General features: G+C 72.5%; 11 protein-coding genes. 5 read left to right on the top strand and 6 right to left on the bottom strand.

Annotated features, from left to right (window positions below):
• Nucleotides 1–50: 50 nt before the first annotated feature.
• Both ITJ54_RS00760 and ITJ54_RS00755 read left to right on the top strand, forming a co-directional pair.
• The gene (locus ITJ54_RS00760) at nucleotides 51–1,694 is read left to right on the top strand and encodes an ABC-F family ATP-binding cassette domain-containing protein (RefSeq protein WP_194625461.1); all 1,644 of its coding nucleotides are present in this window, start codon (nucleotides 51–53) and stop codon (nucleotides 1,692–1,694) included.
• A 110-nt stretch (nucleotides 1,695–1,804) separates the two neighbouring features.
• A complete protein-coding gene (locus tag ITJ54_RS00755; protein WP_194625460.1) occupies nucleotides 1,805–2,719 on the top strand; it encodes a L,D-transpeptidase in 915 nt (304 codons plus the stop codon).
• Nucleotides 2,720–2,761: 42 nt separating this feature from the next.
• Here ITJ54_RS00755 and ITJ54_RS00750 read toward each other — a convergent pair whose 3' ends face one another.
• The 6 genes from ITJ54_RS00750 to ITJ54_RS00725 all read right to left on the bottom strand — a co-directional run bounded on the left by ITJ54_RS00750 (nucleotide 2,762) and on the right by ITJ54_RS00725 (nucleotide 7,839).
• A complete protein-coding gene (locus ITJ54_RS00750) occupies nucleotides 2,762–4,339 on the bottom strand; it encodes a GntP family permease (protein ID WP_194625459.1) in 1,578 nt (525 codons plus the stop codon).
• 61 nt (nucleotides 4,340–4,400) lie between these two features.
• Nucleotides 4,401–5,012 (bottom strand): GNAT family N-acetyltransferase, encoded by a 612-nt coding sequence (locus tag ITJ54_RS00745; protein ID WP_194625458.1) that lies wholly within the window; start codon nucleotides 5,010–5,012, stop codon nucleotides 4,401–4,403.
• A gap of 58 nt (nucleotides 5,013–5,070) precedes the next feature.
• Nucleotides 5,071–5,757 carry a uracil-DNA glycosylase gene (locus tag ITJ54_RS00740; protein WP_194625457.1) on the bottom strand — a complete coding sequence of 229 codons (687 nt, stop codon included), beginning with the start codon at nucleotides 5,755–5,757 and terminating at the stop codon, nucleotides 5,071–5,073.
• Nucleotides 5,758–5,763: 6 nt separating this feature from the next.
• Nucleotides 5,764–6,477 carry a Type 1 glutamine amidotransferase-like domain-containing protein gene (locus ITJ54_RS00735; protein ID WP_194625456.1) on the bottom strand — a complete coding sequence of 238 codons (714 nt, stop codon included), beginning with the start codon at nucleotides 6,475–6,477 and terminating at the stop codon, nucleotides 5,764–5,766.
• The gene (locus ITJ54_RS00730) at nucleotides 6,474–7,004 is read right to left on the bottom strand and encodes a phosphoribosyltransferase (RefSeq protein ID WP_228508107.1); all 531 of its coding nucleotides are present in this window, start codon (nucleotides 7,002–7,004) and stop codon (nucleotides 6,474–6,476) included. The genes ITJ54_RS00735 and ITJ54_RS00730 overlap by 4 nt, the downstream gene beginning before the upstream one ends.
• A 61-nt stretch (nucleotides 7,005–7,065) precedes the next feature.
• Complete coding sequence (locus ITJ54_RS00725) at nucleotides 7,066–7,839, bottom strand: SDR family oxidoreductase (RefSeq protein ID WP_194625455.1); 774 nt, start codon at nucleotides 7,837–7,839, stop codon at nucleotides 7,066–7,068.
• Between the two features lie 106 nt (nucleotides 7,840–7,945).
• On the opposite strand from ITJ54_RS00725, the gene ITJ54_RS00720 reads away from it, so the two are divergent.
• From ITJ54_RS00720 to metX, 3 genes are all read left to right on the top strand, one after another.
• A complete protein-coding gene (locus ITJ54_RS00720) occupies nucleotides 7,946–9,037 on the top strand; it encodes an acyltransferase family protein (protein ID WP_194625454.1) in 1,092 nt (363 codons plus the stop codon).
• A 161-nt stretch (nucleotides 9,038–9,198) separates the two neighbouring features.
• Nucleotides 9,199–10,530 carry a bifunctional o-acetylhomoserine/o-acetylserine sulfhydrylase gene (locus tag ITJ54_RS00715; protein ID WP_194625453.1) on the top strand — a complete coding sequence of 444 codons (1,332 nt, stop codon included), beginning with the start codon at nucleotides 9,199–9,201 and terminating at the stop codon, nucleotides 10,528–10,530.
• A 304-nt stretch (nucleotides 10,531–10,834) separates the two neighbouring features.
• A complete protein-coding gene (gene metX / locus ITJ54_RS00710) occupies nucleotides 10,835–12,034 on the top strand; it encodes a homoserine O-acetyltransferase MetX (RefSeq protein WP_194625452.1) in 1,200 nt (399 codons plus the stop codon).
• Nucleotides 12,035–12,290: the final 256 nt, after the last annotated feature.

Genomic DNA, 12,290 nt, shown 5'->3' with positions numbered 1-12,290 from the left:
GCACGGACGAGCCGTCCCGTGGCCGTCCTGCGGGATGGGACGATGGGGGCATGACCGCCACGCTCGTCGCCAAGGGCCTCGCCGGTGGGTACGCCGCCCGCACGCTGTTCGACTCCCTCGACCTGACGGTCGCACCCGGGGACGTCATCGGCGTCGTCGGGGTCAACGGCGCCGGCAAGTCCACGCTCCTCCGCCTGCTCGCCGGCGTCGACGAGCCGCTCGCGGGCACTGTCTCGCTGGCACCCACCGACGCCTTCGTCGGCTGGCTGCCGCAGGAGCACGAACGCGTCGAGGGTGAGACCGTCGCGCAGTACCTCGGCCGGCGCACCGGGTGCGCCGCCGCCACCGAGGAGATGGACGCCACCGCTGCCGCGCTCGGGGACCCCGATGCCGGTGCCGACGCCGGCGACCGCTACTCCGTGGCACTCGACCGGTGGCTCGCCTCGGGCGCGGCCGACCTCGACGAGCGCGTGCCCGCCGTCCTCGCCGACCTCGGGCTCACCGTCGACACCGAGTCGCTGATGACCTCGCTGTCCGGCGGCCAGGCAGCCCGCGTCGGGCTCGCCGCGCTGCTGCTCTCCCGCTTCGACATCGTCCTGTTGGACGAGCCGACGAACGACCTCGACCTCGACGGCCTCGCCCGACTGGAGGACTTCGTGCGCGGCCTCCGCGGCGGCGTCGTGCTCGTCAGCCACGACCGCGAGTTCCTGGCCCGGGCCGTCACGAGCGTCCTCGAGCTCGACCTCGCGCAGTCCTCCAACCGGCTGTTCGGCGGCGGGTACGACTCCTTCCTCGAGGAGCGGGCCATCGCCCGGCAGCACAAGCGCGACGCCTACGACGAGTTCGCCTCGACCAAGGCCGACCTCGTCTCCCGTGCCCGCACACAGCGCGAGTGGTCCAGCCAGGGCGTCCGGAACGCCTTGAAGAAGGCACCGGACAACGACAAGATCCGCCGCAAGGCCGCGTCCGAGTCGAGCGAGAAGCAGGCGCAGAAGGTCCGCCAGATGGAGTCGCGCATCGCCCGACTGGACGAGGTCGACGAGCCCCGCAAGGAGTGGCAGCTCGAGTTCACCATCGGCAGGGCGCCGCGGTCCTCCGCCGTCGTCGCCACCCTGTCGGACGCCACCTTCACCCAGGGCGACTTCACGCTCGGCCCGGTGTCCCTGCAGATCGACGGCGGGGACCGCATCGGCATCACCGGACCGAACGGCGCCGGCAAGTCCACGCTCCTGCGCGCCCTCCTCGGCACGCAGTCCCCCACGACCGGCACGGCCTCGCTCGGCACGAACGTCGCCGTGGGCGAGGTCGACCAGGCCCGAGCCGTCTTCACCGGGACGACGGCGCTCGCCGAGGTGTTCGAACAGCTCGTGCCCGAGATGGCCACGGCCGAGGTCCGCACCCTGCTCGCGAAGTTCGGGTTGAAGGCCGACCACGTCGCCCGTGCCGCCGGGGAGCTCTCGCCCGGTGAGCGGACGCGTGCGGGCCTGGCGCTCCTGCAGGCCCGCGGCGTCAACGTCCTGGTCCTCGACGAGCCGACGAACCACCTCGACCTCGCTGCGATCGAGCAGCTCGAGCAGGCCCTCGACTCCTACGACGGCACCCTGCTCCTGGTCACCCACGACCGCCGCATGCTCGACACCGTGCAGCTCGACCGCCAGTGGCGGGTCGAGGCGGGTCGTGTCACGGAGCGCTGACCCACCGGACAGGAGGCTCGGTGCCGGTGGTGCGCGGAGCCTCCCGTCCGGTGGCGCGCAGCGCACCCTCACCATCCTCTGGTGGACTGGACCCGACTGAGGGGGTCGACATGCGTCGGAGGACCTGGCTCGTGGTGGGCATCGCCGCCGCCGCGGTGATCGGCATCGGCATCACGGTGAGCGTCGTGAACGCGCCCGACGCCCCGCGCGCGGCCGCGACCTCGAGCCCGACGCCCGCCCGGACCACCCCGACGCCGAAGCCCACGCCGACGCTCGCGGCGGTCCCGGCAGCGCCCTCCGCCGCCGAGCTCGCGGCCCTGCCCCTGGCCTTCCACGACGCCGTGGTCCCCGAGCTCCTCGACGGCTCGAGCGCCCACCCCGAGGACTCCTGGCAGATCGCCACACCGACCGCGCAGCTCGTGGCGCTCTACGCCGCGCCCTCGGCCGACGCCCGTCCGGTCGCGACCCTCTCGGCCACCGTGTCGACCATCGAGACCCCGGCGGCGACCGCGGTCTGGGGTCGCTCGGCGGGCCAGGACGGCGGGATGCTGCTCGTCTCGACCCCGGCGCGGAACCGCACGCCGGGCGACGGCGGGCAGCAGGAGGCGCCGAGTTCCACGTTCGCCTGGGCCCGGGCATCGGACTTCTCCGTGGTCGACACCGACCGGATGATCCGCGTCGACGTCGCTGCCGGCACCGTCTCGGTCGTGACCAAGGACGGCTCCGTCGCGGCGACCGAGGCTGCACGACTGGGGACCCCGGACGACCCGACCCCCACAGCGACGGCGACGTACGTCGAAGCCGCCTACGTCGACCCGCGGGTGACGTACACGCAGGGGAACCCGATCATCCTGACGGGCGCGCACTCGTCGCGGATCGCCGAGTACGGCGGCAACGCGGCCCTCACCGCGCTGCACTACTACCCGGACCCGACCGGCAGCTCCCACGGGTGCGTGCGGATCTCGGCCGCGATGACGCGGACCCTGTCGGCGCTGCCCGTCGGCACCCCGATCCGCTTCATCTGACGCTGACGCTGACGCGGTCGCGGACGCCAGCGCCGACCGGCATCAGTGGATGAACACCCCGGCGAGCAGCACCCCGAGCAGCCCGGACACCGAGATCAGGCACTCCAGCACGGTCCAGGTCTTGAACGTCTGCCCGACCGACATGCCGAAGTAGCTCTTCACCAGCCAGAAGCCGGCGTCGTTGACGTGCGACAGGAACACCGACCCCGCACCGATCGCCAGCACCAGGAGCGACACCACCGGCGAGGACAGGTCCTGCGCGATCGGCGCCATGATCCCGGCGGCCGTGACCGTGGCGACCGTGGCGGAGCCCGTCGCGACCCGGACCAGCGCCGACACGACCCAGGCGACCAGCAGCACCGAGATGCCCGAGTCCTTGACGGCGTCGGCGATCACCCCGCCGATGCCCGTGTCGATGAGCACCTGCTTGAACCCACCACCGGCGCCGACGATGAGCAGCACACCCGCGACCGGCGGCAGCGCGCTCTCGAGCGACTTCGAGACGGCCGAGCGGTCCATGCCGCCGCCGATCGCGAAGAACACCATGGCGTACACGGCGGCGATGCCGATCGCGATCATCGGCGTCCCGAGGAAGTCCAGCACGCCGACCCAGGTGCCGGCGGCGTCGGGCGAGGTCGCCTCGCGGATCGCCTGCGCGAGCATCAGCACGACCGGCAGCAGGATGCCGACGAGCGCCACGGCGAAGGACGGGCTGCGCGGCTCGCTGATGACCCGCGTGAAGTCGCTCTTGCCGTTCGGCAGCGACGCGGTGTCCTGGGTCACCGTGCCGCGGCGGGCCTGACGCCCCTCGTGCGCCGGGTCCGACGGAGCCGAAGCGACGCCGCCACCGGCACCGGCACCGGCACCAGCACCAGCACCAGCACCAGCCCCACCACGCGCGCCGAACAGGTCCGGCGCCGGCACGTCGACCCAGCGCGCCGCGAACCCGGCGAACAGCGGCCCGGCCAGGATCACGACGGGGATCGCCAGCACGATGCCGAACGCCAGCGTCGTCCCGAGGTTCGCGCCGACCGTCGAGATCGCGACGAGCGGTCCGGGGTGCGGCGGCACGAACGCGTGCATCGTCGACAGGCCGGCGAGGGCCGGCACGGCGATGCGCATCACCGGCACGTCGCTCCGCTTGGCGACGAGCACGATGATCGGGATGAGGAGCACCAGCCCGACCTCGAAGAACATCGGCAGGCCGATCAGCGCCCCGATGAGCGCCATCGTCCACGGCAGCGCCGCCTTCGACGACCGCCGGACCAGGGTGTCGACGACCCGATCGGCAGCGCCCGAGTCGACGAGCAGCTTGCCGAACATCGACCCGAGCCCGACCAGGATGCCGACGCTCGTCATGGTGTCGCCGAACCCGGTGCCGAAGCTCGTGACCGCCTTGTCAGGAGCGAGCCCCGCGCCGATGCCGACCCCGAGCGCGCCGATCGTCAGCGCGATGAACGGGTGCACCTTCAGCCAGGTGATCAGCGCGATGATGACGACCACGCCGACCAGGGCCGCGATGACCAGCTGCGGGACGGGCCCGGCTGGCTCGATCGTCGGCGTGCCCGCGGCGAGCACGATGCCCCCACCGTGCCCGCTCGTGTCCAGCAGATGCGACATCGGTTCCCCTTCCTCGGGCCGCTGCTCTGCGACCGCAGTTCCGTCGTCGGACCGCCCGACCCTACCCCCGCGTCGCCCCTCGGCGCGTCCGCGGCCCACGCAACCGCAGGCTCATCGTCACCGTGCCGAGCCACCGGTCGTACTTGTAGCCCACCTTGCCCATCCGGCCGACCTCCTGGAACCCGAGCCGCTGGTGCAGCCGGATCGAGGCGTCGGCGGACCGGTCCGCGATCACGGCCACCACCTCTCGCACGCCCGCGGCACGGCACTCGTCGAGCAGGGCCTCCATGAGCGCCCGTCCGAGCCCCTTGCCGCCGGACGCCGGCCCGAGGTAGATCGAGTTCTCCACCACGTGGTTCGACCGGTCACGCGGGTTCCACGGGTCGACCAGCGCGTAGCCGAGCAGCTGCCCGGACGGGTTCACGGCCACCAGGAACGGCAGCCCGCGCCGACGGATCTGGTCGTAGCGCTGCTTCCACGCCGCGAACGAGAGCACGGCGCCGTCGAAGGTCACCGAGGAGTTCCGCACGTAGTGTGCGTGGACCTCGCGGATGTCCGGCAGGTCCGTCGGCTCCGCAGCCCGGATCGACCACGCGAACGCGGTCTCCGTCGGCGCGGGCGCACGGAGATGCCGCGGCAACACCCGCCGCTGGCGGTATTCCTCCTCGAGCACGTCCCAGAGCCTACGGGTCACCCCCGGCGCGCGACCACGGGGACGGCCTGGAGGCTCGTCAGGACTGGGCGGGCAGTGTCCAGTCGACGGGGTCGGCGCCCTGGGCGGCGAGCAGCTCGTTCACCTGCGAGAAGGGACGGCTGCCGAAGAACCCGCGCGACGCGCTCAGGGGGCTGGGGTGCGCCGACGCGACGATCGGGGTGTCCCCGAGGAACGGCTTCACGGACCCGGCCTGTGCACCCCACAGCACGGCGACGAGCGGGCGGTCCCGCTCGACGAGCGCTCGGACGGCCTGCTCGGTGACCCGCTCCCAGCCCTTGCCACGGTGGCTGCCGGCGTCGCCGGCGGTGACCGTGAGGACACGGTTGAGCAGCAGCACGCCCTGCTGGGCCCACGGACGCAGGTCACCGTGCTGCGGGGGCACCACGCCGAGGTCGTCGTGCAGCTCGCGGTAGATGTTCGTCAGGCTGCGCGGCACCGGACGCACGCCGGGGTCGACCGCGAACGACAGCCCGATCGGGTGACCCGGTGTCGGGTAGGGGTCCTGTCCGACGACGAGCACCCTGACGGCGTCGAAGGGGTCCTCGAAGGCCCGGAGCACGGCTGCGCCCGCGGGCAGGTACGGGCGCCCGGCGGCGGTCTCCTCGCGGAGCCACTCCCCGAGCCGGTGGACGTCGTCCTCCACCGGAGCGAGGGCCTCGGCCCATCCGGGGTCGACGAGGTCGGCGAGCGGCCGTGGCTGCACGGGGTGCTACGCGCCCATGGTGGCGACGGAGACGGAGTCCTCGCCGCTGACCACACGCCAGACGCTGCCGGAACCGCGGACCTCGAGGGCCCCCTCGCCGACGACGAGCACGGTGTCCTCGTCGATGGCGAGCCCCGCCGTGACGAACTCGGCCTCGGCGCTGGCGATGAGCCGGCTGATCGTGCCGGCCTGCACCGCGTGCACGTCGATGGTCAGGTCGACGAGTCCGAGCCCCTCGCGGAGCTCCACCTCGTCCAGCCCCTCGGAGGCGTCCTGGCGGCAGACCTCGACGCCGCCGACGCGCCAGCCGCCGACCAGTGCACGGTCGGCCGCGATCATCGCGCCCGCCGAGTAGCCGAGGTACGGCAGGCCGTCGGAGACGAGCAGGCGGATCTGGTCGACGAGCGGGACCACGGCGTCGAGGTAGTCCGGTGTGCGGCCACCGCCGACGACGAGCGCGTCGACGTCGCTGAGCACGGTGGTGTCGAACGACTGCCCGGGCTGGACCTCGGTCACCAGGACCTCGGCGCCGTCGCCGAGGACGGACGCGATGTCGGCGGTCGAGGACGGGGAGGTCCCCGTCTCGTCGGCGACGGAGAGCAGCGCGATGCGCGGGGTGTTGCGACCGACGGCGGCGGAGCGGGCCTCGGCCTCGGCGAGGAAGGAGACTGCGGCGTCCGACGCGGCGAGGAGCCCGCCACCGACCAGGTGGATGCTCATGACTCGGCCGTCACCGGGGCGAGGGCGCTCCACGGGAACGTGATCCAGCCGTCGACCCGACGCCACACGTGGTCGGGTTCGAGCACGGTGCCGGGCTTGGAGTAGAGGCAGGCGCTCCGCACGTCGGCGCCGGCCTCGGTGATGATGTCCACGACGAGGGCCAGCGTGCGGCCGGAGTCGGACACGTCGTCGACGACCAGGACGCGCTTGCCGGCGAGGCTCGGGGCGTCGAGCGCGGGGGCGAGGACGACGGGTTCCTCCAGCCGCTGCTCGACGTCGGTGTAGAACTCGACGTTGATCGAGCCGCACTCCTTCGTGCCGAGTGCGTAGGCGACGGCACCGGCGACGATGAGGCCACCGCGGGCGACGGCCACGACGACCTCCGGCTCGAAGCCACCGGACAGGACGTCCTTGGCGAGCAGCCGTGCCGCGTCACCGAACTCCAGCCACCCGAGGACCTCTGGCCCGCTCGTCACGGTCACGACACCCGACGAGGTGGGTTCGGCGGGCTCGCTGCTGATCGGCATCCGACCACGCTACCGGCAGGGACCCCGCCGCCGCGACCCGCAGTCGCAGCCCGGGCGCGTGCTACGCCCGAGGTGACAGGGGCCCGCGTGCCAGCTTGTGCTGCGCCGACTGCGCCACCGGCCGGATCGTCACCAGGTCGAGGTTGACGTGGGCCGGCAGCTCGACCGCGTGCACGATCGCCTCGGCGACGTCGTCCGCCGACAGCGGGTCCTCGACGCCGTCGTAGACCGCGGCGGCCTTCGACGTGTCCCCGCCGAACCGGACCAGGGCGAACTCGTCGGTCTTCACCATGCCCGGCGCGATCTCGACCACGCGGATCGGTTCGCCGTTGAGCTCGAGGCGGAGCGCACCGAGCAGCGCGTGCTGGCCGGCCTTCGCGGCGTTGTACCCGCCGCCGTTCTCGTACGACACGAACCCGGCCGTGCTCGTCACGGTGACGACGTCCGCGCCACCGGTCGCCGCCGCACGACGCCGGAGCGACGGCAGGAGCGCAGCCGTCACCCGCTTCGTGCCGATCACGTTCACCTCGAACATCGCACGCCAGTCCTCGACGTCCGAGTCCTCGACCGTGGCCGAGCCGAACGCACCGCCGGCGTTGTTCACCAGCACGTCGGCACCACCGAGCTCCTCGACCCGGGCGGCGAGCGCGGCCACGTCCTCGGCGGAGGTGACGTCGGCCACGACCGTGTCGGCGCCGGTCTCCTCGGCGAGCGCCGCCAGCCGGTCGGCTCGACGGGCGACGGCGACGACGTCCCATCCACGCTGTCGGAACAGCCGCACGGTGGCTGCCCCGATCCCCGAGCTCGCTCCGGTGACGACGACGCGACGTGCCATGTGGGTTCCTCCAGCTGGTGCCGACCGTGCCGGTGGTGGCGCGGTCCGTTGGTCCGCCACCACCGTACCGAGCCGACGGGGACGCGTTCCGGTACCGTGACCACCGATGACCACGGACGCAGCGCCGCCGGCCCCCGAAGCCCCGGCCACGAACCTCGAGCCGGGGCGCGCACCGCGGCGCATCCCGATGTGGGACACCGCGCGGTTCCTCGCCGTCACCCTCGTGGTGATCGGCCACGCGATCCAGCGGCAGACGCCCGCGAGCGAGCACGCCCTGGCGCTGTACACCTTCATCTACGCGTTCCACATGCCGGCGTTCGGCGTGATCAGCGGGTACTTCTCGTCCGCGGACACCCCGACGGGCAAGCGCATGCGTCGGACGATCACCGACATCGTCGTGCCGTACATCATCATGCAGACGATCTGGACCGTGGTGCAGGCCCTGGTGGAGGGCGGCAAGAAGTTCAACCCGACGCAGCCGACCTGGACGCTGTGGTTCCTGCTGGCGCTCGGGATCTTCCGGCTGATCCTGCCGTACCTCGCGCAGCTGCGGTGGCCGCTGTTCTGGGCCGTGGTGTTCAGCATCGGTGTCGGGTACTTCGACAACGTCGACTCGACGCTCTCGCTGTCGCGGGCGATCAGCCTGCTGCCGTTCTTCCTGCTCGGCTGGCAGGTGAAGCAGTGGGGCGTGTTCGACCGCTGGTACGAGGCCTCGCGGCGCACGGTCGTCCGGGTCCGCGTCGCCGCCGGGGTCGTGTTCCTGGCGTGGGCGGTGTCCTGTGCGCTCTGGATCCCGCAGTTCAAGGAGTTCGACCTGCACCACTGGTTCTTCTACGACGACTCGTACTCGGGGCTCGGCGAGGACGCCTGGTGGGCCGGCGCCGTCCGCTTCGGGCTGATGCTGCTCGCGACGCTGCTGACGGCGTCGTTCCTGGTGCTCGTGCCACGGCGGACCGTCTGGCTGACGCAGTTCGGCGCGGCGACGATGTACGTGTACCTGCTGCACACGTTCCTGCTCTACCCGATCCGGGAGTCCGGCATCCTCGCCGGCGAGCACTCGGCCTGGCCGTACGTGCTCCTCATGGTCGGCATCGCCTGCGTCGTGAGCCTGTTCCTGGCCCAGCCGTTCGTCCGACGGGGCATGCGCTGGCTGCTGGAACCGAACGTCGGCTGGCTGTTCCGCAAGGAACCCGCCTGACGGGAGGCCCGGCCCACCGCCGTCAGGCGCGTTACGTCACGAGACGGGTGCGCTGGTGCGGACCTGGCCACGTCCGTAGCGTGACCCGCGTCGCGACGGCGCACCGAGCCTCCCGACCGCACCGCCGACCCGACGACCAGCTGCACGGACAGGAGCACGAGATGACCGAGAACGACACCGCGCAGTGGCGGTTCGAGACCACGCAGATCCACGCAGGCGCCCAGCCGGACCCGACCACGGGTGCCCGTGCGACGCCGATCTACAAGACGACCTCGTACGTCTTCGCGAACTCGGACGAGGCGCGTGACCTGTTCGCCCTGGCCAAGCCGGGCAACATCTACTCGCGCATCATGAACCCGACGAACGACGTCCTCGAACAGCGCATCGCCGCGCTCGAGGGCGGGACCGGCGCCCTCCTGGTCGCCAGCGGCCAGGCGGCGGAGACGTACGCGGTGCTGAACATCGCGCAGGCCGGGGACCACATCGTCTCCTCGTCCTCCATCTACGGCGGCACCTACAACCTGTTCAAGTACACGCTCGCGCGGCTCGGCATCGAGACCACGTTCGTCGAGGACCAGGACGACCCCGAGGAGTGGCGTCGCGCGGTCCGTCCGAACACCAAGCTGTTCTTCGCGGAGACCATCGGCAACCCGCGCATCAACGTCCTCGACATCCGGGGCGTGGCGGACGTCGCCCACACCGCCGGCGTGCCGCTCATCGTCGACAACACGATCGCGACGCCGTACCTCATCCGTCCGCTGGAGCACGGGGCGGACATCGTCGTGCACTCGGCGACGAAGTTCCTCGGCGGCCACGGCACCGTCATCGGCGGGCTGCTCGTCGACGGTGGCACGTTCCCGTGGTCCGAGCACCCGGAGAAGTTCCCCGAGTTCAACGCCCCCGACCCCTCGTACAACGGCGTCGTGTTCGCACAGGCCGTCGGCAACGAACTCGCCTACATCGTGAAGGCCCGCGTGCAGCTGCTCCGCGACCTCGGGGCGTCGAACTCCCCCGACACCGCCTTCGCGCTGCTGCAGGGCATCGAGACGCTCTCGCTCCGGATGGAACGGCACGTGTCGAACGCGCAGGAGATCGCGGAGTTCCTCGACGCGCACCCCGACGTCGCCACCGTCGCCTACGCCGGGCTGCCGACCTCGCCCTGGTACGGCGCGGCCAACCGGTACGCGCCGAAGGGCGTCGGCGCGGTGCTGTCGTTCGAGCTCAAGGGCGGTGTGGACGCGGGCCGGGCGCTCGTGGACACCCTGCAGCTGTTCTCGCACCTGGCGAACATCGGCGACGTCCGCTCGCTCGTGATCCACCCGGCGTCGACCACGCACTCGCAGCTCACGCCCGAGCAGCAGCTGACCACCGGGGTGACGCCGGGGCTCGTGCGCCTGTCGGTCGGGATCGAGAACGTCGAGGACCTGAAGGCCGACCTCGAGGCCGGGCTCGCCGCAGCACGGTCGGTGGCGCAGGCGGGGTTGCGGGTGTAGCTCCCCCGCCCCCCCTCTCCGACTCGGAACGACAACGTCGGTGTCGCACGACCTCGGTCGTGTCGTCCCGTCCCGCGCACCGCGCCCGCTTCCCCGTCGGAGCGACAACGTCGCTGTCGTAGGACATCGACGTTGTCGCTCGGGCCGGGGAGGGGGGCCGGGCCGGGGCGCCACCGAGCCGAGCGGCGCACGACCCGCGGCCGCCCACCGGAGCCGGTGCGAGCCTCCCGGCCGGGTGCAGGTGACCATGCACCCGCGTAACACGGCGACGGCGCGCACCGGGGTCCGCGAGAATGGACGGACCATGGACTGGCAGACGACTCCCGAGGACTCCGTGCCGTCCACCCTGGTGCCCGGCACCGCACTCGGCACCCTCGGCAAGCCGCCCGTGACCGGTGCCTGGCGTCCGGGCGACCCGGTCGGGGCGCGGCACTTCGTGTCCCTCGGCGAGCAGTGGGTGCGCGGCGGTCGTCTGCCGAGCGTGCGGATCGCCTACGAGACCTGGGGCACCCTCAACGCCGCGCGGGACAACGCGGTCCTGGTGTTCCACGCCCTCACCGGGGACTCGCACGTCACCGGCGACGCCGGGCCCGGCCACCGGACGGCGGGCTGGTGGGGCGACGTCGTCGGACCGGGGCGGGCGATCGACACCGACCGTTGGTTCGTCGTCGCGCCGAACATGCTCGGTGGCTGCCAGGGCTCCACCGGGCCGTCGTCGGTCTCGCCGGACGGCGTGGAGTGGGGCTCCCGGTTCCCGTTCGTGACCGTGCGCGACCAGGTGGCCGCGCAGGTGCGGCTCGCCGACACGCTCGGCATCGAGTGCTTCGCCGCCGTGGTCGGTGGGTCGATGGGCGGGATGCACGCGCTCGAGTTCGCGGCCTCGCAGCCGGCCCGGGTGGAGCGGCTCGCCGTGCTGAGCACCACCGCGCAGACGACCGCCGACCAGATCGCGGCGAACTCGCTGCAGCGCGCGGCGATCCAGATGGACCCGGGCTTCGCCGGCGGCGACTACCACGACGCCGAGCCCGGCGAGGGGCCCTCGCGGGGGCTGTCGCTCGCGCGTCGGATGGCGATGATGACCTACCGCGCGTCCGACGAGCTGAACGGGCGGTTCGACCGGTCGTGGCAGTCCGACGTGTCACCGCTCGGCGAGGACGGCCGATTCTCGGTGGAGAGCTACCTCGACTTCCACGGCAACAAGTTCACGCGGCGCTTCGACGCCTCGACCTACGTCACGCTGACCCACGCGATGGACTCCCACGACCTCGGCGCAGGGCGGGGTGGCGTGCCGGCGGCGCTCGGACGGATCACGGCGCGCACGCTCGTCGTCGGGATCTCCAGCGACCGGCTGTTCCCGGTCGAGGACCAGCACCGCATCGCTGCCGGGGTGCCGGACACCCTCGACGGTGACCGGGCCGCGGTGATCGAGAGCGAGTTCGGGCACGACGGCTTCCTCATCGAGCACGGAGCGGTCGGCGCGCACCTGGCGCGGCTGCTGGGCTGAGGCGCGCGGGTCCGACGCGCGCGGGACGCGGGCGGGTCCGGCGCGCGCGCGACGGGGGCGGGTCCGGTGCGGCACGGCGCGGCGCGCGGGTGACGCGTCCGCGATGTCCGCGGACCGCGCTCCCCGCCGGTCCGCCGTGCGTCCTGACTGTCCGCTACCCGCCCCCGACACCCGTTGCGCACGGTCTGTCCACGCGAGTCGTGACGACATCGTTGCCAAACCGAACAACCAGGCGTGCCGAACACCCCCCAACGAG

This window comes from Curtobacterium sp. VKM Ac-2865 (genome assembly GCF_015350905.1).
Classification (GTDB): domain Bacteria; phylum Actinomycetota; class Actinomycetes; order Actinomycetales; family Microbacteriaceae; genus Curtobacterium.
Note: the sequence above shows the minus strand (reverse complement) of the source record. Positions and strands in the feature narration are given on the sequence as shown.